Genomic DNA, 21,986 nt, shown 5'->3' on the forward strand with positions numbered 1-21,986 from the left:
GTGTGCCCGGTGGACTGGCCGGGCATGTCGACCGCGCTAGGCGGTTCGCTTTGCACCACTCGCGAACGCCGCCGCCGAGCCGGCCCGCGCCGCTACGGCCGGACGAATTCCCCGACGGCCACGCGGCCCAGCAGTTCGGTGAGCAGGTCCAGGCCGGCGAGCATGTCCTCGTCGCTGGTGAGTTCCTTCTCGTTGTGGCTGATGCCCTCGACGCTGGGCACAAAGAGCATGATCGTGGGGACCTTGTCCTTCATGTTCGTCGAGTCGTGCCCGGCCAGCGTGCGGACGGTGCCGTGCGGCAGGCCGAGGGCCTCGGCGCATTCGGCGGCCAGCTTCATGCCGGCCTCGTCGTAGGCCTTGGAGGCCCATACGTGTTCGGCTCCGCGCTCGATCTTCACGGCGGCGCGCTGCTCGATGGCGGCGATGCGGCGGTGCAGTTCGGCGTCCGCCGCGGCCAGCACGTCGGCGTCCGTGCTGCGCAGGTCCACCAGCAGGTTCACCCGGCTGGCCACGACCACGGGCGAGTTCGGGAACACGTTGAGCTCGCCGCAGGAGGTGATGACGGCGTGCTCCTCGGTGGAGAATTCGTCGGCGATGTCGCGGGCGGCGACCACCAGCAGCGAAGCGCCGAGCAGCGCGTCGTGACGGTCGGCGATGATGGTGGCGCCGGTGTGCGCCTGCTCGCCGTGCACCACGAACTCGTACTTGTTGGCGCCCCAGGTGGATTCGACCAGGCCGATGGTCAGCCCCGCGTCCTCGAGGGAGCGGCCCTGCTCGATGTGGATTTCGAGGTAGGCGGCCACGTCCAGCGTGAAGTCGCCGACGGTGCCGATGGCCTCCAGCGCCTCGCGCACGGTGGTGCCGTGCGGGTCCGTGGTGGCCAGCACCTGCTCAGCGGGCAGCTTGCCGGTGAAGACAGAGCTGCCCATCATGGAGGGCTTGAATCGGCAGCCTTCCTCGTTGAACCAATTGACGACGGCGATGTTGAACTTCGCGGTCTCGTCGCCTTGGGTGAAGCGCTCCTTGAGCCGGATGGCGGCGTGGGCGCCCGCCAGCACGCCGTAGGCGCCGTCGAAGCGGCCGCCGAGCGGCTGCGAATCAAGATGGGAGCCGACGGCAATGTACGGGGCACCGGGGGTGAGTTCGAGCAGCGCGAACTGGTTGCCCACGGCGTCGTAGCGGACCTCGAAGCCGTGCCCCTCGACGAGGCCGCGGAACCAGTTGCGGGTCTGCCCATCGACGATGCTTCCGGCCTGCCGGTCCACGCCGCCCCCGGCGGTGGCGCCGAAGGTGCTCATCGAACGGAAGTCGGCGAGGAAGGCCTGGCCGGGGTCGACCTCGGTGCGGGCGGCTGAAGCGGCGATGCTGGTCATGAGTCTGCTCCGATCAGTGCGGATTGGGTGATGAGGTCGTGCGTGAAGTCGCCGCCGACGATGGTGGCCAGGACTTCGAGCGCGGCGATGTCCGGGGCGTCCAGAGGGGAACCGGACAGGACGGCGAAGTCAGCCAGCTTGCCGGTTCGCAGGGTGCCCTTGTCGGCCTCCGTCCCGGTGGCGATCGCGGCCCATTCCGTGTAGCTGCGCAGCGCCTCTTCGGGAGTGAGGCCCTCGGCGGCGCCGCCGAGCAGCAGGCCGCGCTCGGTGCGCCGGTCCACGCTGGACTGCAGGGCGCGGAGGACGTTGTTGTCCGCCACCGGCAGGTCGGAAGAACCGGCCGGCAGCACGCCTGCGTCCACCAGCGAGCGGCCGCGATAGAGCCAGCCTTCCCGCTCCGGTCCCACCAGTGCCGCCATCTGGTCGCCGAGCGGCGAGATGAAGGAGGCCTGCGGGGTCACCGCAATGCCGGCGGCGGCCACGGCGGCGACCTGGTCCGGGCGGGCGATGCCGAAGTGCTCGATCCGATTGGGCAGCGCGTTGCGGCCGTAGCGGTCCTGGCAGGAGGTGATGATCTCGATGGCGAGGTCGATCGCGGCGTCGCCGATGGCGTGCAGGGCGACCGGCCAGCCGGCTCGGTAGGCCGCGTCGATGCGTTCGCGGTAGGCCTCGGGGGTGTCGAGCAGGTAGCCGGTGTTGTGCTGGTGCCCGCAGAAGTCTTCGGTGACCGCGGCGGTGGCGCCGAGCAGCGAGCCGTCCATGAAGACCTTGATCGGTCCGAGCGAGAGGTGTTCGTCGCCGAAACCGGCAACCGCACCCAGATCCAGCCCCCGGCCGGAGCCGGTGCCGTGCATGTCGCGGGCGTTGGCTTCCAGCGGCCGCAGCGCGTCCAGCGCCGGCATGAGCTGGGCCCGTGCATGCAGCTTCCCGGCGCGGCGGGCGGCCTGGTAGGCCTGCACTTCCACGGGGCTGTGCCCGATCCAGCCGCCGCCGATCCCGGCCTCGGTGAAGCTGGTGATGCCCTCGGCGGCGTACCGGGTGGTAGCGGCGTCCAGCGCGTCGACGATCTGCTCCACGGGGTACGGCAGCAGCAGGTTCTGGACCAGGGCCTGCGCGGATTCCTCCACGATACCGGTGGGGTAGCCATCGCCGCTGCGAAGGACGGCGCCGCCCGTCGGGTTGCTGAAGCCGGGCTCGAAGACCCCGGCCAGCCGCAGGGTCGCGGTGTTGGTGATGGAGAGATGGCCGGAGGTGTGCCGCAGGTAGAGCGGCCGGTCCCCGGTGATCGCGTCCAGCCGCCGGATGTCGGGGAAGGCGCCGCCGTGGTGCTTTTGGTTGAACCCGGTGCCCTGGACCCAGCGGCCGGGCTCCCCGGCGAGCCGCTCCGCCTCCGCTTCGAGCAGCGCGTAGAGCTCCTCCAGGCCGCGGGCCTTGCTCAGGTCCACGGCGTCCAGGCCGAGCCCCCACCAGGTGGTGTGGCAGTGCGCGTCGATGAAGCCGGGCACCACCGCGGCACCGCCCAGGCTGACGTCGCGGGCGGCGGTGCAGCCGGCCAGCTTCTCGTCGAAGCCGACGATGCGTCCGTGCAGCACGCCGACGCTTTGCGCGCGCGGCCGCACGGGATCGAGCGTGATGATGTCAGCGTCGCGCAGGATCAGGTCCAGCTTCATTCGCCCGCCCCTTCGGAAGCAGCGGCGGCCAGTTCAGCCTGCTCCGCGCCGTCGTCGTTAATGTCCCCCTGCAGCGCCGCGTTGGCCTGGCTCGGCGGCATCGTTGCGGGGTCGGTGAGCAGGTGCAGCAGGGCCGGCCTGCCGCTGGCCAGCGCCCGCTCCAGGGCGGGCGCGAAGTCTCCGGTGGATTCCACCCGCTCCCCATGCCCGCCGAAGGTCTGCATCCACGCGGCGAAGTCCGGGTTGGCCATCGAGGTGCCGGAGGGACGGCCCGGGTAGTGCTTCTGCTGGTGCTGCACGATGGTCCCGTAGATGCCGTTGTCCACCACGATGACCAGCGGTGCGGCACCGTAGCCGACGGCGGTGGCCAGCTCCTGCGCGTTCATCAGGAAGTCGCCGTCGCCGCACACGGCGACCACCTGCCGCTCCGGATGGACCAGCGCCGCGGCCACGGCGGCGGGAACGGCCAGGCCCATGGCGCCGTTGCGCGGGCCGACCAGCGTGCCCGGCCCGGAGTGGCTCAGGTAGCGGTGGCCCCAGATGGTCGCGTTGCCGGCACCGTAGGTGGCGATCCGGTCGGCGGGCAGCGCCCGCTCGAGCACGCCGAAGGCCTCGCCCAGGTCCACGCCGCGGGCAGAGTCACCGGGGCCGTAGTCCGGGCGGGCGGTGGCGTAGCGCCGCTGGTCGGCCGCGAGCGCGTCCATCCATTCCGGTCCGCGTGCGCCGCGGGCCGCGGAGGCGTCCGGCAGCGCCGCAGCGAAGGCGGCGGGGCCGGCGAGGATGTGCTGGTCGATGCGGCCCGCGTGGGTCGCGGCGTCGGGATCGGAAAGGACGACGGCGGTGCTCGCCTCGAGCCCGCGGGTGTACCCGTCGCTGAGCACATCCGAGCGGCCGCACCCGACGAAGACGAGCAGGTCAGCCTCGTCCAGCCTCTCCGCGAGGGTGTCCGCCCGGCCGTAGCCCAACCATCCTGCCCAGGCCGGGCTGGCGTGCGGCACGGCATCGTAGGCCCGCCAGTCCGCGGCCACCGGGATGTTCGCGTCCTCGGCCCAGCGGGCCACGGCCCCGGCGGCCTCCCCCGTCCAGCCGTCCCCGCCGACCACCAGCAGCGGGCGCCGGGCGGCGGCCAGCCGGCCCGTGAGTCCATCGATCGCGGCGGGCGCCGGCGCGGCGGCCGGAAGCGCGAGCGGCGGCACGGGCCGGGCCTCCGTGGTCCGGACCAGCACGTCCTCGGGCAGCCCGATGACCACCGGACCCGGCCGGCCGGAAACGGCCAGCCGCATCGCCTCCGCAACCATCTCGGCGGCCCGGTGTTCATCGTCGAGCACCATCACCCGCTTGGCTGTGGTGGAGAACCAGCCGGAGAGGCTGAATTCCTGGAACGAGTCCCGCTCCCGGTCGGCCACCGGAATCAGCCCCACGAAGAGCACCAGCGGGGTGGCGTCCTGCCAGGCCGTGTGGACGGCGATCATCGCGTTGGCCGCCCCGGGCCCGCGGGTCACCATGACGATGCCGGGAGTGCCGGTGAGCCGCGCCTCTGCCAGGGCCATGAACCCGGCCCCGCCCTCATGGCGGGAGACCACCGTTTCGATGGGCGAGTCGTAGAGCCCGTCGAGGACGTCGAGGAAGCTCTCCCCGGGGACGGCGTAGGCGCGGCGGACGCCGTGCTGCTCGAGCTGGCTGACGATCAGGTGGCCGGCGGTGCTGGACATGAAGCGTTGGTTCCTTCGTTTGGTGCTGGTGTGGAAGTCGTGCTGGCGGTGTTCGCGGTAAGTCTGCAAACGATTGGCCTGTAATGGCTGGAATGGACGTCCAAACGAGCCACTACAGGCCAATCGTTTGAGAGGGTCGCGGCGAGAGTGCCGCGACCCGAGGGCTGGCGTCTAGTGCTTGAACCCGGGCAGGTTCACGCTCATCCGCGGCGCGAGCACGCCGGCCACAGCGGTGAACAGGCTCAGGAAGACCAGCATCGCGGCGGCCGGCCACCAGTGATTGCCCACGGAAGCGACGAAGCCCGTGGCCAGCAGCGGGACGAAGCCGCTGAGCATGCCCGCGACGTTCTGCGCGAAGCCCACTCCGGTGTAGCGGGTGCGGGCCGGGAACAGACCGGTCAGCACGGTGCCCGAGGCCGCGTACGGGAAGGACAGGGTCGCGACCGCCAGGACCATGCCGGTGATCACGAGGAAGTCGTTGCCGCTCTCGACCAGGACGAAGGACGGCACGGCGGCGATGGCCGACAGGATGCCGCCGTAGATGATGACCTTGCTGGCTCCGAAGCGCTCGGCCAGCCGCCCGCCGGCGATCAGGACGGGGATCTCCACAACGGCGGCAATCATGCCGCCCGCGAGCATCAGCGAGGACTCGTAGCCCAGGATCTTCACGCCGTAGTAGACCACGAACGCGGTAACCAGGTAGAAGCCGCCGACACCCAGCAGGGCCGCCGCCATGCCCACGATGATGTGCTTCCAGCTCTCGCGCAGCACCGTCCGGATCGGCGCCTGCTCGGTCTCGCCGGCCTCCATCAGCTCGGTGAACACCGGGGACTCGTCGAGGCGGGAGCGGATGTAGAGGGCGAGCAGCAGCATCGGGAACGCGGCCAGGAACGGAATGCGCCAGCCGAAGGAGTCGAAGCTCTCCTGGGAGAAGAGCAGCGTCATCACGAAGAAGCCGCCGGAGGAGAGGATGGTGCCGATCGGCGAGCCGATCTGCGGCAGCGCCGCGTAGCGGGCGCGGCGCTCGAGCGGCGCGTTCTCCACCACGATGGTCATGGCGCCGGACCACTCGCCGCCCACGAACAGCCCCTGGGCGATGCGCAGCAGCACGAGCAGGATGGGGGCGGCAACGCCGATCGCCGCATAGGTGGGCAGCAGGCCGATCAGGCCCGTGATGATGCCGATGCCGACGATCGTGACCATCAGGGTCTTGCGCCGGCCGATCCTGTCGCCCATCGCGCCGAAGATCATGCCGCCGATGGGACGGGCCACGAGGCCGACGCCGAAGGTCGCGAAGGACGCCATGGCGGCCGCCGTCGCGTTTTCGTTGGTGAAGTACTGGACGTTGAAGACCAGGGCAGCGGCGGCGCTGAAGAGGAAGAAGTCGTACCACTCCATCGCTGTGCCGACGAGGGCACCGATGGCGACCTTGGTCGCCTCCTTGTCCGAGATCTTCCTGGTCGCCCCGGCTTCGAGGTTCAGGGATTGCGTCATGGTGCCTCCGCACACTAGTGGGCCGGCGTTACACGGTCGCCGCGGCCCTCGCCTTCGAATGCATACCAGCTTGCCAGAGTGCAGCAGATCACACCCGCACGAATCGGGGCGGGTTTGGAGGGGTAGGATGTGCAAACGCACAAGATTGGAGGGTCCTGACGCGGTGGAAACGCCTTCGAAACAGCGAATTAACGACGGCGGCGCGGCCGCCCGCTGGAACGAGCTGCTTGACCGGCTCTCCGTCGACGCCCTGACCGACGCGTTCCTCGAGCGCGTGCTGCAGTTGGAGGACTACCGTGACGGGGCGCTTCCGGCCAGCGAGATCCGCCGCACCGGCGCCGCCTCCTTCGAAGCGCTGATAGAAAGCCTGCGGCCCGGGGCCGACAGCAGCCGGTTGGTCAGCGAACGCCAGAACATCGCGCTGGACGTCGGCGTCTCCCGCGCCCGGGCCGGCGTCCCCGTGGAGACGCTGATGACCGCGATCCGGCTGGACTTCACCGTCCTCTGGAGCCACCTCATGGCCCTGGCCGAGCCGGAGGACGCGCCGCTGCTCGTGCGCCGGGCCGAGACGGTGTGGCAGGTCGTGGACACCTACGCCGCGCAGACCCAGGTGACCTACCTGGCGGAGCGGCAGCGCATGGCCCACGAAGTGTCCTCGGTCCGGCAGGGCTATGTGGCGGCCATCTTCGGCCCCGCGGCACCGGCGCCGGAGCTGGTCGAACGCATTGCCGCCGAGCTTGGCCTGGAGCGGGACGGTCCTTTCGGCGTCGCCGTCGCGACGGTCGAGAACGCCGCCGCCCTGCGGATCGTCATCGCTCAGGCCGCCCGCCGGGGCGGCGAAATCTTCACCCATCCGCTGGCCGACGCGCTCGTCGCGTTCTGGATGCTGGACGAGCGGCACGGGTCCGCGCTCTACGAAGCCGCCGAGCGGATCGGCCGGCTCCGCTGCGGCCTGATCGAACGGGTGGACGGCCTCGCGGACCTCTGGAACAGCGCGCGCCTCGCACGGGACCTCGCCCAGCTCGCGGAGCCCGAGGACGGGGGCGCGCTCACGCTCGGCGTCGCCTGGTCTCGGCTGGCCCGGCTCCGGCTCGCGGCCGCCAACCTCCCGATTGCCCCGGACGTGGAGAGCGCCCTGGCCGGCTGCGGACCGGTGGAACGCGAGCGGCTGATGGAAGCCGTGCGCGCCTACCTCGCCACCGGCAGCGTCACCGATTCGGCCGCCCGCCTCTTCTGCCACCGCAACACGCTGATGAACCGGCTGCGCCGCTTCGCCGAGCTGACGGGCGTCGACCCCACCGTGCCCGCCCAGGCCGCCCGGCTGGTCGTCGCCTGGCTCTAGCGGCTCAACGCCTCTCGCAGACGGCGCTGCGCCGCTACCTCCGCCCGGCCTCGCCCGACGCGCCCAGCTCCTTCCGCACCAGCACCCGGCGCGCGCCCCGGCGGTCGATCGGCTCGAAACCTGCGGCCAGGAAGGTGCCGAGGGTACCGTAGTACAGCTCCTGCGGCGGAGTCCGCTCCCCTGCGGTGTCCACCGGATACCCCTCGACGGCGCGGGCTCCGTTCCGCTCCGCATACTCCACCGCGGCCTTCAGCAGCGTCAGGCCCAGGCCGCGTCCGCGCCCGCGCCGATCCACATAGAAGCACGCCACGGTCCACAGCCCCGCGGCGTCCTCGCCAGGCGCCAGCCGCGCGACGCTGGAGCGCCGCAGCCGGACATGGCACTGCCGCGGGGCCACCGAAACCCAGCCCAGCGGCTCGCCGTCCACCTTGGCCACCAGCCCAAAGGGTTCGCCCGCCTCGACCAGCCCGCGCACCAACTCCTTGCGCCCGGCGCTGCCGGCGGCGGCATAGTCGCGCGACCCCATGCGGAACCAGGAGCACCAACAGCCACCCTGCACGCCGCCGGGGCCGAACAGCTGCTCGAAAACCGGCCACGCCGCCGTCGTTATTTCCACGATTTCCACCGCCGGATCCTGGCCCATGGGACCAGCTTGCCAGCCTGCACGGCAGTTGCGAAGGGTCGGTCGCGGCGGGCAAAGAACCAGGCTGCGCGCGGAGAGCGGAGCCGCGTGCACAACGTGCCCGGCTACGCACGGGCAGGGCCCGGCTATGCGCCGAACGCCATCCGCAGGCCCAGCGCGAACATCACCACGGCGATCAGCGCGTCCAGGACCCGCCACGACATCGGCTTCGCAAAGAACGGGCGCAGCAGCCGCGCGCCGAAGCCGAGCGCGCTGAACCAGAGGATGCTGCCCAGCATGGCGCCGCCGCCGAACCACCAGCGCGCGCCGGCGGCCTGGCTGTTGGCGACCGAGCCGAGCAGCAGGACCGTGTCGAGGTAGACGTGCGGGTTCAGCCAGGTCAGGGCCAGCACCGTCGCCACCGCCGCCTTCCGGCTGAGCGGCCCCTGCTGCGCCGCCGCGGTCAGCGCGCCGGGCCTGATCGCCCGCTTGGCAGCGAGGATTCCGTAGGCCAGCAGGAACGCCGCACCGGCAAAACGGATAATAACGACGGCGGCCGGGGCCGCTTCGATCAGCGTGCCGATCCCCAGGATGCCCGCCCCGATCAGTACCGCGTCGGACAGCGCGCAGATCAGCACTGTCACCACAACGTGCTCGCCCCGGATGCCCTGCCGCAGCACAAAGGCGTTCTGGGCGCCAATGGCCACGATGAGGGCCAGCCCGGTGCCGAGGCCGAGGAGCGCCGCCTGGAGCATGTCCGCTGGAATCACCACAAGAGGCTACTACGGCCACCGGCTGCACCTACGCCGCCCCACCGCAGGACAGCGCCGGGCTTCGGCGCGGAGTTGGCCCGGGGCATTCCCAACGGAGCAGGAGGCCGATAAGTTGGTGGATTGAATCCCGCTTTGCCCCTCAGGAAGGACATCCCGTGGCCAATCCCAGCCCGATCGACATCCAGAAGGCCCTCGGCGGCGTCGACTACCCCGCCTCCGCCGCCGACCTGGTCAAGAAAGCAGAGGACTCCGGCGCGGACAGCAGCGTCATCGAGGCCCTGCGCGGCCTGCCGGACCGGCAATACGAGACGCCGGCCGAGGTCAACAAGGCCATCGGCGGCAGCTGACCGCCCCTGCTCCGCGGATGGGCTGATCCTCCCGGCGACGTGCACCAACGCCGGGTGGAAATGCGCCGGCCGGCCGCGGCGGCTACCTTGGTAGGGATCCCTTTCCCCACCCGAGGACTTCCATGCCGCCCCGCACCTTGTTCCGGTCAGTTGCGTTTGCCGAAGCAGTAACTTGGACGCTGCTGCTCATTGCCCTGTTCCTGAAGTACGTCCTGCACACCGGCGAGGCCGTGATGAGCATCGCCGGCGGCCTGCACGGGTTCGTGTTCCTGTGCTATGTGGCGAGCACCTGCTTCACGTGGGTGAACCAGAAATGGACCACCGGAACGGGCCTGCTCACCGTGGCCTCCGCCGTCGTTCCCTATGCCACCATTCCCGCGGAAAGGTCGCTGGACCGCCGGGGACTGCTGGGCGGTGGCTGGCGGCTGGCCGCAGGCGGAGCAGAACCGCGCGGACCGCTGGAAAAGCTCCAGGCGTGGGTCCTGCGGAAGCCGGCCACCGCCGTCGTCGTCGCGCTGGTGGCCGTTGCCGCCGTCTTCAGTTTCCTGCTGTTCCTCGGCCCGCCGGATACCTGGTTCGCCTAGCCGCTAGGCCGCCAGGGCAACGTCGGAACCCGATGCCACGGACACGCTGGCCAGCTTGTCGGCCTCCTCGGCTGCTTCCGCGGACCGGGCCGGTTGGGCCGTCTTGACCGGAAGGACAGCGCTCAGGTTGCACGGAACCGGGTCCTGGCCGGCTCCCGCTGGCAGGGCCTGCGCGTCGGCACACTCCCTCAGCTCCTGGGCGGCCTCTCTTGTTGCGGAGGCCGCCGCGAGATCCAGGACGATCCCGAGGCCCGGCATGAGGGTGTTCACCCGCCGGGCCACGGCATGGAGTGCCTGCACATTCCGGGAATCCACGTTCCCCTTCACTTCGATCCTGGCGCTGTCGCAGTCCACGTCCATGCTCACCAGGACCTTGAGTTTGTCGCCCTCCATGCTAGGCGGCTTCCGCCTTGCCCACGGACGCCAGGGCCGGCTTGCGGGCCGCGCGGCTCGCTTCGGCCTTGCGCCAGGCTGCCTCGTCCTTGAGGATCTCCTCGAAGGACTCGCGGAAGCGCTCCCGTTCCGCGGCCGGCACCAGCTGCAGGTAGACGGGGTGGTTGAAGACGCGCTTGCGGACCTGGTGGCAGAACGGCAGCACGGACAGCCGGCGGCTGTGCGCGTCCGCCAACGCGGTGCGGATCAGCCGGTCCTCCAAGTCCGTGTCCCGGTGCTCCTGGTCCACCGCCGTGTAAAGGAGCCACATCTGGTCGCCCTCGATGCGGTAGTGCAGGGACCCTGCGACCGCTCCATCAACGTAGGCGTCGTACTGCGAAGCACCAAAGTTGTTTCGAATGACCTGCATGCTCTCTCCTCTGTTTCTCCCCTTCAGTCCCGACCGTAGCTGGGGGCCGGCATTACGGGCTGAAGAGTCAGCGGAGCCTCGCCCTCAAGGATCGGCCCCGCCATCGGATCTTGCTTACAGGGTAAGCAAAGCATGCTTACTTTATTTCTGCAAAACGTTCCACCGGATTTGGTCGAATTTTTCGTCAGTTGCGCAGCGCGTCGAGCCGCTCGAGCAGATGCTCCAGCGATTCCTCGAACTCCTGCTCGGCCCGGTCCTCGGAGAGCAGGGCCTGGAACCGCTGCAGCAGCGGGTACTCCGACAGGTCGGCGGCGCGGGGCGGACGCGGCTCGACCTCTTCGGTCGGCCCGACGTCCGCCCCCATGGCCGAAACCTCGAGCAGCAGATGCCCCAGCAGGAAACTGCTGAAGGCGCGGTAGGCATCGACGGCCGCCCGACGGCTGAAGCCCGAGGCCGTCAAGGCGGCGAGGAAGGACTCCACCCAGCGCAGGCTACGCAGCGGCGGCCTGACCCAAGGCGCCTCGGTCGGCCGCGTGGCAATCAACGGAAACACCTGCGGACGCGCCATCGCCAGCCGCCGCAGCCCGTGCGCCAGGCGCAGCAGGTAGTCCTGCCAGCCGTGGACGGGCTCCACGGTGACTTCCGGGTCGCTGTAGAGCTCGTCCACAACGGTTTCCACGATGCCGTCCAGCAGGTCTTCCCGCGAATGCACGTAGCGGTAGAGCGACATCGCTTCGACGCCCAGTTCCCGCCCAAGCCGGCGCATGGTGAGCTGCCGAACCCCGAAGCGTTCCACATATTCGACGCCGGCGTCCAGGATCATCCCACGCTCCAGGCGGGCACGTTCGGCGCCGGGCTCCTGGCTTCCGCCATGGCCTGCTGACGCTGGACCGGACACTGACAGCCCCTTCCCTGCGGCTCAGTCCAGCGTACGCGCCGCGGGCAATGCCTGTCTCAGCATCCGGAACATCGGCCTGGTCGGGTTATGCCGAAGGAGAACTGGCCCCCAGGCATTCGACCGGCCCTTGCTTACGCCGTAAGCTTTCGGTATGGACGAAGAGCTGAAACACGTTTGGGTCGCCTCGGCGGCGGTCGAATCCCTGCAGGGTGAAATCGACCAGGCCGAAAGCCACCTGGACACCGCCATCGATGAGGCGGTGAAGGCCGGCGCCGACCCTGACGCCATCGGCAACGCGGCAAACCTCACCGCTCGCGAGCTGAGCGAACGGGTTCCGACCCTGCCGGTCGAGCCGGCCTAAACACTCTCCGAGCGAGAGGCTGGCGCTTTGCAAGCCAGCAAAACGGAAGCACCGCCGCAACTGACGCTGCAGCGGTGCTTGAATCCCGTTCCATCCTGAGGCCGGACCGGCTCAGGCTACTGTGCCTGCTGCCGATTCGCCGGACAGGCTGACCGTGAACACGTTGGGTCCGCTGCGCGTAACCCGCACCCGGTCCCTCGGAGCATTCGCCTTGGTGGATACGTGCGCAATGGCGGCTTCCAGGGTGTGATCCATCGTGGAGTGGTCCCAGATCTTGAGCGTCATTGAGTGCGATTCAAAGTTCATGCACCGCTGCTTTCTTCGTCGATTTCCGCCACCTCGTCGCTGAGGAAGCGGGTCCACTCTATCCGGCGACGCCTGGTCAGCTCATCGAATGTGACCGAAAGTGACCGTACGCACAAGCTTTGACCTGCCGGGCATCCATGGGCAGATCGGCCCGGGAACGCGCCTACTACCCGCTCTCGACCGCCATGTTGGCGAACCGCGAGTAGTGGCCCTGGAAGCCCACCACGATGGTCTTCGTGGGACCGTTACGGTGCTTCGCCACGATCACGTCCGCCTCGCCGGCGCGGGGAGACTCCTTGTCGTAGATGTCTTCGCGGTGCAGCAGGATGACCATGTCCGCATCCTGCTCGATGCTGCCCGATTCGCGGAGGTCGGAAACCATCGGCTTCTTGTCGGTACGCTGCTCGGAACCACGGTTCAGCTGCGAGAGGGCAATGACGGGCACCTCGAGCTCCTTGGCCAGCAGCTTCAGCGCACGCGAGAATTCGGACACCTCCTGCTGGCGGGATTCGACGCGCTTGCCGGATGACATCAGCTGAAGATAGTCGAGGACCACCAGCTTCAGGTCGTGCCGCTGCTTGAGCCGGCGGCACTTGGCGCGGATCTCCATCAGCGACATGTTGGGGCTGTCGTCGATGAAGAGCGGCGCGTCGTTCATGCGGCCCATCGTGGTGGCGATCTTGCCCCACTGCTCGTCCTTGATCGTGCCCTTGCGCAGATCCTGCAGGCCGATTGTGGCCTCGGCCGACAGGAGGCGCATCGCAATCTCGTTGCGACCCATTTCCAGGGAGAAGAACACGGTGGTCATATTGTTCTTGATCGCTGCCGAACGGGCAAAGTCCAGCGCGAACGTGGACTTGCCGACGGCGGGCCTCGCGGCGATGACGATCATCTGGCCGCCGTGCAGGCCCTGGGTGAGCTCGTCGAGTTCATAGAACCCGGTGGGGACGCCGGTGAGCCCTTCGCCGCGGTGCCCGGCGGATTCGATCTCGTCCACCGTGGACTCGATGATGTCCTTGAGCGGAACGTAGTCTTCGGCGCTGCGCCGCTCGGCAACGGTGTAGATCTCCGCCTGGGCCTGGTTGACGATGTCGTCGACCTCGCCGTCCTGGGAGTAGCCGAGCTGGACGATCTTGGTTCCGGCATTGACGAGGCGGCGGAGCACCGCACGCTCGCGGACGATCTCGGCGTAGAAGCCGGCGTTGGCCGCCGTCGGAACGGACTGGATCAGGGTGTGCAGGTAGGCGGGACCGCCGATGCGGGTGATTTCGCCGCGCTTGGTCAACAGGTCGGACACGGTGACGGCGTCGGCCGGCTCGCCGCGGCCATAGAGGTCGATGACGGCCTCGTAGATGCTCTCGTGCGCGGGCCGATAGAAGTCGTTGCCGCGCAGGATCTCGACGACGTCGGCGATGGCATCCTTGGACAACATCATGCCGCCCAGCACCGATTGCTCGGCGACGAGGTCCTGCGGCGGCGTCCTGGCGAAATCCGGTTCCCGGCTTGTTTGGGCGGAGTCCGATTGAACTGCTGTCACCGCTGCCTGCTTTCTGTCCTCGATGCTGCTTTCTGCCAGCCGGCGCACTCCTCACGGAGCGGCCGGCGGATTCCTGTGTATCAACCGCTTCCGACACTTCCGCCCGGCGCCGGGCAGGGCTGTATAGCCCCGGACGACGCCGAAACAAGGAGGAATACCCGGTACGTTAGTCCTCTTTGTGCGCCCCGCAAAGCCAGTTATCCACCGTGCCTGTGGATACATTGTGGATTGGACGGCGTGTCTTGTGCACAGACTGTGTGGACAACTGTGGATAACGTTGTTAACTCAGCAGTAACATGCCTTTGACCTGCACAAATACCCTGCACAGCCTGTGGATCAAAGAAAATCATCCACATCTTTTCCCCAAAGCTGTGGGTTTGACAAGCATGGGAATGGGCCGTAGGGGCTGATTTTCCACATGGTTATCCACAGGCAAGGCGACTTCTCCCGTGGATAACGCCCTGGCTCTTCGGGGCTGGGCCTGCATCGATGCCTGCTGGGACACGTCCAGCGACCGGCATAGCCCCAAAATCGGGTGGCAGCCATTCCCGACCCCACCGTAGGGTCCTGCCAGCGGGCCCGTAGGATTAATCACATGGAGTCCTTCCTGATCCCCCTGCTGATTGTCGTCGTCGTTGTGGTGCTGGGTCTGCTGGCCATGAAGTATCTGGGCAGCCGTTCCAGGACGGAGAACGACGGCGCGACCCGCGGGCGGTCGTCCCGGGGACCGGCGGCGGTGGCGTCCCGGGAGGAGTCGGTCAAAGCCAGCGCGCGGCTGAACCAGCAGCAGCACTCGGCCATCTACGCGCTGCTGGCACGCGGCGATGCGCTGAACGCGATCATGGAGTACCGGAAGGCGACCGGTGCCAAACTCCGCGAGGCGGCGACCGCCGTCGCGAGCATGTCCACCTATCCGCAGGCCTACGGCGCGCCGCCCGCGCCCTCCACGGAAGCGACCGAGGACGCGCGCGGATCGGGCCGCCCCGGTGACGTCTCCGCTCCGGACCGGCCCGAAGGTGCTGGCCGTCCCGGCACGGCCGGGGAAACCGGTTCAGGCCTGCCCGGAGACGCCGCCGGTCGCGGCCAGGCCGGATCTCCGGGCTCCGGCCCGCTCGGCCCGCCGGCGCACCCCGTGATCCCCGATACTCCCGAATCGCTTGCCGGGCCGGCTCCCGCGCCGCGCCCGGAGGCCGCCGATGCAACCGCGTTCGTTCCGCGGCCGAAGGAGGCGGCAGGGGGCTACCGTTACCGCGCGATTGTGTCCCAGGGCGACGAGATCCGCGAGATCGCCAGCACCCGGCTCAACGACGATGTCTTCGCCCGAATCAAGGACCAGGCCCTCGGCGGCGATCGAGAGGCCGCCGTCCGGCTCCTGATGGAGCACTCCGATGCGGACGAGCAGCAGGCAAGGGACTTCGTCCGCCTGATCCAGCCCGAGCCGCCTGCCAAGCCCGAGGGCTAGGCGGCGAGGACTCTGGCAGACTGAGGCCATGGCTGAGAACAAGACTGCCCCGACGGACGTTCCGGTAGACGGTTTCCTGGCGGGCGTCGAGCATCCGGTGCGCCGCGCGGACGGCGAGGCGCTGCTGGACCTGATGCACCAGTGCACGGGCGAGGAACCGCTCATGTGGGGGCCCTCCATGGTGGGCTTCGGCAGTTACCACTACCGGTACGCGAGCGGACGCGAGGGTGACGCGCTGGCCGTCGGGTTCTCGCCGCGCAAGGGCAACCTGGCGCTATACGGTCTCACGTACGCCCCCGGATCGGCCGAGCTGCTGGCGAGGCTGGGCAAACACAAGACCGGAGCCGCATGCCTCTACATCAACAAGCTGGCGGACGTGGACCTGGATGTGCTGCGCGAACTAGTCACCCTCTGCTACCGATTCATGACCACCCACGACCACGAATCTCTGCAGAGCCGACACTGAGAGAGCGACACTGAGCAGGGGACGAAGGATGTGCGTCAACCGCGCTTTCCGGATTCCCGCTTCAGCCGGGAGGCAATCGCCGCCTTGCGGGCGGCGATGAACGGCTTCCACTGCGCCCGGGGCAGGCCCTTGCCGCCAGTCGGGTCGGACCCAGTGTCCGCGGGTTGGGCCCAGACTTGGATGATGGCCCAGGTCACCGCAGTCAGCGGCACGGCCAGCACGGCCCCGATGATTCCGGCGAGGATGACGCCGGCGGCCAGCGCCAGGAGGATGACCAAGCCGTGCAGGCGCAGCGACCTTCCCATCACAATCGGCTGCAGGACATGTCCGTCGAGCTGGTTGATGCCGATGACGATGGCCACGACAATCAGTGCCACGACGGGCCCGTTGGCAACCAGCGCGATCAGGGCGGCAAGTATCCCGGCCACCGTCGCCCCGACCATCGGGACGAAGGCGCCGAGGAAAACAATGACGGCCAGCGGAAGGGCCAGGGGCACCTGCAGGATGAACAGCGCCGTGCCGATGACAACCGCCTCGATCACGGCGATGATCGCCGTGCCCCGCACATACTGGCCCAGCACGACGAGGGTCCTGGCGCCGGAGCTGCGCAGTCTACGTTGGCGCTCACCGTGGAAGGGCCGAAGGAAGAAGTCCCAGATCCGTCCGCCGTCCTTCAGGAAGTAGAAGAGCACGACGGCGCTCAGCAGGACGCCCGTGATGACCTCAGCCGCCGTCGAAACCCCGGCAAGGGCGCCCGCCCCGAACTGGCTGCTGGTGGCAAACCCGGTCACCGCGTCGATGCCCCTGTCAATCATCGCCTGGTCGATGGGCAGTGGACCGGAAACGACGAATTTCCGCAGCTCCTCGAACCCGTCGGAGGCGGCGGTGACCAGCTCGTCCCATTCGCTGCGGACCGCGAAGACAATGCCGGTGACAATGCCCCCGAGGACCACGATGGCGGCCAGGAACGTGATCCAGGTCGCCAGTGCGTCTGGGAGCCCCTTGCGGCGCAGGAAGGCGACCACCGGGTTGAGCGCCGAGGCCAGGATGAGTGCCACCATGAGCGGGATCACGATGAGCTTGAGCTGTATCAGCCCGTACACGGCAACGGATACGGCGATCAGGAGCAAAATGAACTGCGCGGCGCGGGTCCCGACCCGGCCGAATCCGTCTGCCCATAGTCCTCGAGCCTTCAGAGCACCCACGGTGGACGAGGTTGTTGTCATGGAAACCATCCCCTTATCTACTGCTGTTGCTCCCAGAATGCTCCTTCTGGCGTGGCTGTCCAAGGATGCAGCGGTAACAGGGAAGTCAGTCCTATCCAGCGCCGCCGGGTAACCGGACTGGGCCGGCCCCTGCAGCACGTCTGACGGCCGGGGCAGGGTGCACGCGCGGGCTGGACGGCCGGCTTGGAGCGATTGCCCCCCGCCTGTCCGGGGGACAATCGTCACCACCGGTGGGAAAATGGGTGCATGAGCATCAACGTGTCTCCTCACGAACCAGCCGCAGACAGCTCGCCGGAGTCACCGCTGCGGTTGACCTCAGTGGTGGCGGTTTCGCGGGAACGCTACGCGGCTGATCCTCCGGACAGATATACGGTCTCGGTCGCTTTTTCCCGGCGGGTCCTTCCCGCGGAAGCGAGGCTAATCCAGGGGCCGGAGACACACGAGCGGCTCAGGGAGCACGGCTACGGGCACGTCAGCTTGGTGATCAACGAGGCGCGGCTGGATATCGTCAACACGAGTCTGGAAGAGCTGAAGGCCCGTCTGGCCCCGGCCATCGGCTCCCTGATCCGCAAAATCAGTGACCAGACTCGGCGCGAACGGGAACTGCGGGACGAAGCGGCCCTGTCAAAGCGCAGGGCCGATGAGGCACTGCGGCAGGAAATCGAGACGTTGGCGCACAGCATTTCCTTCGACTAGACCTGCCCGTCCCGCCACCGGCTACGGAACCGTTTCTGACTAGTGTCCGGGCGCTAGTGTCCCGGCGCGCGGTACGACGGCGTCTTGCCTGCCGCGGCGTCGAGATCTTCAGGCGTCATGAGGGGTGTCAGGCGCAAATCCACGGCCCCGCTTGAATTGATCATCAGGGACAGTGCGGCGGCGCTGGGCTGGTCGGGTATGTCGAAGACTCCGAGTACATCGGTCTCCCCGAAGGCGTAGTAGATGCATTCCAGCGACCCGCCGACCGATTCCAAGGCCTGGACCACAGCCTCCCTGCGTTTGGAGCCCCCTTCTTTCATGAGGCCTTTGATCCCCTCGCCCACATACTTACCCTGAAACAAGTACTTGGTCATGACTGCTCCTGTACTGGCTGTTCCAGACCGCGGGCCCCGCCCGGACGCGCCGGACGACCCCTGGGCAGCGGTTCCGGAGATCTTCCCGACTGGGCTGTGGGCCGAGTCTAGGCCCGCCTCGTGAAGGTTGGCAACAATCCCAACCGTTGTCGTCCTTCCGGCCAGCCCCCATAATGACGGTGTGGCAACGTCGCTGCTGTACGGCATCGTGACTTCCAGCGCCCTGGTGCTCGGCGGGGTTATCGGTGTGTGGTTCCAACTGCCCAAGCGCGTTCTGGCGATCATTCTGTCCTTCGCGGCCGGCGCCCTGGTCACCGCGCTGACGTTCGAGCTGTTCGCGGAAGCCTACGAGCGCGGCGGTATCTGGCGCGCAGCCGGCGGCCTGTTGGTCGGCGCGGTGGTATTCACGACCTTGAGCGCGCTGCTCGACCGCTGGGCACAGGCCGGATCGACATCGGTTCCGGCAGACGAGTACCGGGGCAGCGCCAAGCTGGACACGGACGCCGCCGCCGCTGGCCACGCGCCTGCGGCTGCATCCACCCGGGGCGCGGCGGGCCTGGCCCTGCTCGCCGCCGCGACGCTCGACGGCGTGCCCGAGAACCTCGCGCTCGGGGTGGCGCTCGGCGAGGGAAGCGGCGGGCTGGCGCTGCTGGCCGCAATCTTCGTCTCCAACCTGCCCGAGGCCCTGGTCGGCGCGGCATCCATGCGCGCCCAAGGCATGACGAGGGCGGCCATCATCGGGCTGTGGGGCGCATGCTCCGTGCTGCTCGTCGCCGCCGTGGTGGTCGGCGCCGGGCCGCTGTCCGGCAGCGACCCGGAGACGATCTCCCTGCCGCTGGCCTTCGCGTCGGGCGCCGTGATCGCAGCTCTGGCGGACACCCTGATGCCGGAGGCGTTCGAGCACGGCGGTCCGGCGGTCGCCCTGGGCACAGCGGCCGGCTTCGTGCTCTCGTTCGTGCTGTCCCTCGCGTGACCTTTTCGGCAGTCCGGTGCGGGTCAGCCGGCCAGGAGCCAGACCCAAAGCCAGACGGGCGGGACCGCGGCGACAGTTCCGATAACCAGGGCGGCTAAGGCGGTCTTCCGGCGGGACGTCCGCCGGGCCAGGGCGACGGCGGACAGCATCACCCCGATCAGCGCGAACATGAGGACCGGCAGTGCGACGAACGGAGCAAGCACAAGTCCAGCCCCCTCGGTGCCGAGCCCGTAGGCCAGCATCAGCGCGAGCAGCAGCGCCCCGAGGAGGGACGAGGCGAGGGCCCAGATGGCGGAGCGCGGGGAGGTGCGGGAGGCCGGTGCTACGCCGGTTCGTGCCGCGGCCACCTTAGAGTTCCACCGTTCCGCGGATGACGGCCTGCACATCGCCGCCGACCCAGATTTCCCCGTCCGAGGCGGAGACGTAGACGCGCCCGTCGCGGCCCAGCCGGGTTCCCTGCCGGGCCACATAGCTCTCGGGAGCGAGGCCGGCGCCGATCAGCCACTGTCCCAGCGCGGCGTTCAGGCTGCCGGTGACAGGGTCCTCCGCCGGCATGGCCTCGAAGCCCATCAGCCCGCGCACTTCGAAGTCGACGTCCCCGCCGGGCGGGTAGGCGCCGATGAGTCCGACGCCGAAGGGCGCCAGGGCGGCATAGTCCGGTTCCACGTCGAGCACCGCCTGGGCATCGGCCAGCTGGAGGGCCTGCCACCGCGGCCCGTTGTGCGCCCACTGGTGGCGCAGGACGTCTGACCGCTCCAGCCCGAGGGCGGCGCAGATCTTCTGGACGTTCTCCTCCGGCAGTTCCCCCGTCCGCTGCAGGACGGGCGCGGCGAAAGCCAACCGTCCGCCGTCGTTCTTGATCTCCACCAGGCCCGCCGCGCACTCCTGCACGATCCGGCCCTCGGCGCGTGGCACGCCGCCGCCGCGCAGCCAGACATCCGCGGTGCCCAGCGTCGGGTGGCCGGCGAAGGGCAGCTCGCCGCTCGGCGTGAAGATCCGTACGCGATAGTCCGCCTCGGGATCGGCGGGCGGCAGCAGGAACGTGGTCTCGGAGAGGTTGGTCCAGTTAGCGAAGGATTGCATCTGCGCGTCGGTCAGGGTTTCGGCACCGCCGACGACGGCGAGCGGGTTGCCTTTGCCGGGACCGGTAGTGAAGACATCGACCTGGGAAAATTCGTGGGTGCTCACCGGTTCAGCCTACCGCCGGCGGCGGGGCGGACGGCGTCCGGCCGGGACTCGGCAGCCCGGCCGGACACTGGGTCAGCGCTGGGGCCGGAGCGCCTTGCGCCAGAGCACCGTCTCCGCGGCGTCGCGCAGGCTGACCGTGAAGGTGTCGTCCTCGTCCAGCTCGACGTGTCCGAAGAACTGCCCTTCCCCGGTCCGCGGGGACTGGTTGGTGTAGCCGGCCTTGCTGAAGACCACCTCGGGACCGAAGGTCAGGTCCATGTCGTTGGGGCCGAAGCTGCCGGCGTTGATGGGCCCGGCGACGAACTCCCAGAACGGGTCGAAGTCCTTGAACGCGGCGCGCTCCGGCGAGTAGTGGTGGGCGGCGCAGTAGTGCACGTCCGCGGTCAGCCAGACGACGTTCTTGACCTTGTTGTCCTTGAAGGCCTTCAGCAACCGGGCGAGCTCCAGCTCGCGTCCGAGCGGCGCCCCGTTGTCCCGGTTCGCGATCGACTCCTGCGCCTTGCCGTCCGGCACGATGATACCCAGCGGCAGGTCGGAGGAGATGACCTTCCAGATGGCCTTGGACCGGGTGACCTCGCGGATCAGCCATTGCAGCTGCTCCTCCCCGAGGATGCTGGTGGCGTGCGGCTCCACGCCGGGCGTGTTCTCGCCCTTGAAGGTGCGCATGTCCAGGGCGAAGACGTCCAGCTGCGGGCCGCGCTCGATCTTGCGGTAGATGCGCGCGGGCTCGAAGCCCGTGCCCTTGCGCAGGGCGCGGGAATCGGCGATCGGCATGTATTCCTGCCAGGCCTGCCGTCCGCGGGCGGCGAGGGTATCGACGTCGCGCACCGTGTAGCGCGGGTCGTCGAGGGTTTCGCCGTGCCACCAGTTGTTGGTGGTCTCGTGGTCGTCCCACTGCGCGATGACCGGGACCTCCGCGTACATGGCGCGCAGGTTGGCGTCCATCATGTTGTAACGGTGCCGCCCACGGAATTCATTGAGCGTCTCGGCCACCTTGGAGACCTCTTCGGTCACCAGGTTCTTCCAGATCCTGCCGTCCGGCTCCACGACTTCACCGGTGATCGGGCCGTCGGCGTAGACCGTGTCGCCGGAGTGGATGAAGAAGTCGGGACGGGTGCGGTGCATCGCGCGGTAGCCGAGCATGCCACCGATCTCCTCGTTGATGCCCCAGCCCTGTCCGGCGGTGTCGCCGGTCCAGACGAAGCTCTGCCCGCGCGCAACCTGGTTCCCGCGCACGCTGCTGCGGCCCGCGGCGGACGGTCCCGCCGCCGTCGTCAGTGACCCGATGCCGGCCTCGCTGAGCGCCCCGGCCTCGTCTTCGAACTGCAGGGTGAGCTGGAAGCGGCTGCCGGCGGGCAGGTTCCCGGCGTTGACCTTGGCGGTGAAGTCGGTGTCGGCATGCGCCCAGCCGCCGCGCAGGACGCGCTCGTAGGCACCCTTGCCGCGGAGCACGCGGCCATCGGCTCCGACCGTGCGGAGCGTGGCGATGAGGCGGCCCGGACCCGAGGCGCGGGACCAGAGCACGGCGGAGTTGCTGGTGACGTCGCCGGTGGCGATGCCGCTGGGGAGCGTGAGGCGCTTGCGGACCAGGGGCACGGCGGCGGGGCGGGCGGCGGCCGACGCCGGTGCGGCACCGGCCGCGGCGACGGTTCCGGCGGCGGCCAGGGTGCCGAGGACGAGGGAGCGGCGGGAAATCTCAGTCATGGAACCCACCATGTCCGGCGGAGCTGACGGGTTTCTGTCCCGAAGGTGAACGTTTCAGGACGGTTCGGAGAGCAAC

Annotated in this window: 24 protein-coding genes; 8 read left to right on the forward strand and 16 right to left on the reverse strand. The window is 69.0% G+C overall.

What is annotated here, in order from left to right; translation table 11 throughout:
- Positions 1-92: 92 nt before the first annotated feature.
- The 4 genes from OC550_RS16585 to OC550_RS16600 form a co-directional block, all read right to left on the reverse strand.
- Complete coding sequence (locus OC550_RS16585; protein ID WP_262107017.1) at positions 93-1,373, reverse strand: M20 family metallo-hydrolase; 1,281 nt, start codon at positions 1,371-1,373, stop codon at positions 93-95.
- A complete protein-coding gene (locus tag OC550_RS16590) occupies positions 1,370-3,043 on the reverse strand; it encodes an amidohydrolase (protein ID WP_262107018.1) in 1,674 nt (557 codons plus the stop codon). Before OC550_RS16590 ends, OC550_RS16585 begins: the two co-directional genes overlap by 4 nt.
- Positions 3,040-4,755, reverse strand: coding sequence for a thiamine pyrophosphate-dependent enzyme (locus OC550_RS16595; RefSeq protein WP_262107019.1), 1,716 nt, complete (start codon positions 4,753-4,755; stop codon positions 3,040-3,042). The genes OC550_RS16590 and OC550_RS16595 overlap by 4 nt, the downstream gene beginning before the upstream one ends.
- A 171-nt stretch (positions 4,756-4,926) precedes the next feature.
- Positions 4,927-6,249 carry an MFS transporter gene (locus OC550_RS16600; RefSeq protein WP_262107020.1) on the reverse strand — a complete coding sequence of 441 codons (1,323 nt, stop codon included), beginning with the start codon at positions 6,247-6,249 and terminating at the stop codon, positions 4,927-4,929.
- Between the two features lie 163 nt (positions 6,250-6,412).
- Here OC550_RS16600 and OC550_RS16605 point away from each other — a divergent pair, with 163 nt between their 5' ends.
- Positions 6,413-7,591, forward strand: a complete 1,179-nt coding sequence (locus tag OC550_RS16605; RefSeq protein WP_262107021.1) for a CdaR family transcriptional regulator — start codon at positions 6,413-6,415, stop codon at positions 7,589-7,591.
- A gap of 34 nt (positions 7,592-7,625) precedes the next feature.
- On the opposite strand, the gene OC550_RS16610 is transcribed toward OC550_RS16605, so the two are convergent.
- A complete protein-coding gene (locus tag OC550_RS16610) occupies positions 7,626-8,234 on the reverse strand; it encodes a GNAT family N-acetyltransferase (protein ID WP_262107022.1) in 609 nt (202 codons plus the stop codon).
- A gap of 125 nt (positions 8,235-8,359) precedes the next feature.
- Complete coding sequence (locus OC550_RS16615; protein WP_262107192.1) at positions 8,360-8,968, reverse strand: LysE/ArgO family amino acid transporter; 609 nt, start codon at positions 8,966-8,968, stop codon at positions 8,360-8,362.
- 173 nt (positions 8,969-9,141) lie between these two features.
- On the opposite strand from OC550_RS16615, the gene OC550_RS16620 reads away from it, so the two are divergent.
- Positions 9,142-9,333, forward strand: a complete 192-nt coding sequence (locus OC550_RS16620; RefSeq protein ID WP_262107023.1) for a DUF2795 domain-containing protein — start codon at positions 9,142-9,144, stop codon at positions 9,331-9,333.
- Between the two features lie 122 nt (positions 9,334-9,455).
- Entirely contained in the window at positions 9,456-9,917 is a 462-nt protein-coding gene (locus tag OC550_RS16625; protein ID WP_262107024.1) for a DUF3817 domain-containing protein, read from the forward strand.
- Between the two features lie 3 nt (positions 9,918-9,920).
- On the opposite strand, the gene OC550_RS16630 is transcribed toward OC550_RS16625, so the two are convergent.
- The 3 genes from OC550_RS16630 to OC550_RS16640 all read right to left on the reverse strand — a co-directional run bounded on the left by OC550_RS16630 (position 9,921) and on the right by OC550_RS16640 (position 11,617).
- Complete coding sequence (locus OC550_RS16630; RefSeq protein WP_262107025.1) at positions 9,921-10,310, reverse strand: hypothetical protein; 390 nt, start codon at positions 10,308-10,310, stop codon at positions 9,921-9,923.
- A gap of 1 nt (position 10,311) precedes the next feature.
- On the reverse strand, positions 10,312-10,719 hold the full coding sequence (locus OC550_RS16635; protein WP_262107026.1) for a GNAT family N-acetyltransferase: 408 nt from the start codon (positions 10,717-10,719) through the stop codon (positions 10,312-10,314).
- 184 nt (positions 10,720-10,903) lie between these two features.
- Positions 10,904-11,617 (reverse strand): TetR/AcrR family transcriptional regulator C-terminal domain-containing protein, encoded by a 714-nt coding sequence (locus OC550_RS16640; RefSeq protein WP_262107027.1) that lies wholly within the window; start codon positions 11,615-11,617, stop codon positions 10,904-10,906.
- Between the two features lie 151 nt (positions 11,618-11,768).
- Between OC550_RS16640 and OC550_RS16645 the strand changes: the two genes are divergently transcribed.
- Entirely contained in the window at positions 11,769-11,978 is a 210-nt protein-coding gene (locus OC550_RS16645; protein WP_262107028.1) for a hypothetical protein, read from the forward strand.
- A 111-nt stretch (positions 11,979-12,089) separates the two neighbouring features.
- On the opposite strand, the gene OC550_RS16650 is transcribed toward OC550_RS16645, so the two are convergent.
- Together OC550_RS16650 and dnaB are read right to left on the reverse strand one after the other, a co-directional pair.
- The gene (locus OC550_RS16650) at positions 12,090-12,284 is read right to left on the reverse strand and encodes a hypothetical protein (protein WP_262107029.1); all 195 of its coding nucleotides are present in this window, start codon (positions 12,282-12,284) and stop codon (positions 12,090-12,092) included.
- Positions 12,285-12,450: 166 nt separating this feature from the next.
- Complete coding sequence (gene dnaB / locus OC550_RS16655) at positions 12,451-13,821, reverse strand: replicative DNA helicase (RefSeq protein ID WP_262107030.1); 1,371 nt, start codon at positions 13,819-13,821, stop codon at positions 12,451-12,453.
- Positions 13,822-14,416: 595 nt separating this feature from the next.
- On the opposite strand from dnaB, the gene OC550_RS16660 reads away from it, so the two are divergent.
- The gene (locus tag OC550_RS16660; RefSeq protein ID WP_262107031.1) at positions 14,417-15,283 is read left to right on the forward strand and encodes a hypothetical protein; all 867 of its coding nucleotides are present in this window, start codon (positions 14,417-14,419) and stop codon (positions 15,281-15,283) included.
- A gap of 28 nt (positions 15,284-15,311) precedes the next feature.
- The gene (locus OC550_RS16665; protein WP_262107032.1) at positions 15,312-15,749 is read left to right on the forward strand and encodes a DUF1801 domain-containing protein; all 438 of its coding nucleotides are present in this window, start codon (positions 15,312-15,314) and stop codon (positions 15,747-15,749) included.
- Positions 15,750-15,784: 35 nt separating this feature from the next.
- On the opposite strand, the gene OC550_RS16670 is transcribed toward OC550_RS16665, so the two are convergent.
- Positions 15,785-16,975: an AI-2E family transporter gene (locus tag OC550_RS16670; RefSeq protein WP_262107033.1), complete on the reverse strand. Its 1,191-nt coding sequence runs from the start codon at positions 16,973-16,975 to the stop codon at positions 15,785-15,787.
- Between the two features lie 246 nt (positions 16,976-17,221).
- On the opposite strand from OC550_RS16670, the gene OC550_RS16675 reads away from it, so the two are divergent.
- On the forward strand, positions 17,222-17,671 hold the full coding sequence (locus tag OC550_RS16675) for a hypothetical protein (RefSeq protein WP_262107034.1): 450 nt from the start codon (positions 17,222-17,224) through the stop codon (positions 17,669-17,671).
- Between the two features lie 53 nt (positions 17,672-17,724).
- Here the strand turns inward: OC550_RS16675 and OC550_RS16680 are convergent, their stop codons facing one another.
- The gene (locus tag OC550_RS16680; RefSeq protein ID WP_262107035.1) at positions 17,725-18,045 is read right to left on the reverse strand and encodes a GYD domain-containing protein; all 321 of its coding nucleotides are present in this window, start codon (positions 18,043-18,045) and stop codon (positions 17,725-17,727) included.
- Positions 18,046-18,226: 181 nt separating this feature from the next.
- Between OC550_RS16680 and OC550_RS16685 the strand changes: the two genes are divergently transcribed.
- Entirely contained in the window at positions 18,227-19,018 is a 792-nt protein-coding gene (locus tag OC550_RS16685) for a ZIP family metal transporter (protein ID WP_262107036.1), read from the forward strand.
- A gap of 23 nt (positions 19,019-19,041) precedes the next feature.
- Here OC550_RS16685 and OC550_RS16690 read toward each other — a convergent pair whose 3' ends face one another.
- The 3 genes from OC550_RS16690 to OC550_RS16700 all read right to left on the reverse strand — a co-directional run bounded on the left by OC550_RS16690 (position 19,042) and on the right by OC550_RS16700 (position 21,910).
- The gene (locus tag OC550_RS16690) at positions 19,042-19,365 is read right to left on the reverse strand and encodes a hypothetical protein (RefSeq protein WP_262107037.1); all 324 of its coding nucleotides are present in this window, start codon (positions 19,363-19,365) and stop codon (positions 19,042-19,044) included.
- A gap of 1 nt (position 19,366) precedes the next feature.
- Positions 19,367-20,206, reverse strand: a complete 840-nt coding sequence (locus OC550_RS16695) for a PhzF family phenazine biosynthesis protein (RefSeq protein WP_262107038.1) — start codon at positions 20,204-20,206, stop codon at positions 19,367-19,369.
- 72 nt (positions 20,207-20,278) lie between these two features.
- Positions 20,279-21,910 (reverse strand): alkaline phosphatase, encoded by a 1,632-nt coding sequence (locus OC550_RS16700; RefSeq protein ID WP_262107039.1) that lies wholly within the window; start codon positions 21,908-21,910, stop codon positions 20,279-20,281.
- Positions 21,911-21,986: the final 76 nt, after the last annotated feature.

This window comes from Arthrobacter sp. Marseille-P9274 (assembly GCF_946892675.1).
Lineage (GTDB): Bacteria > Actinomycetota > Actinomycetes > Actinomycetales > Micrococcaceae > Crystallibacter.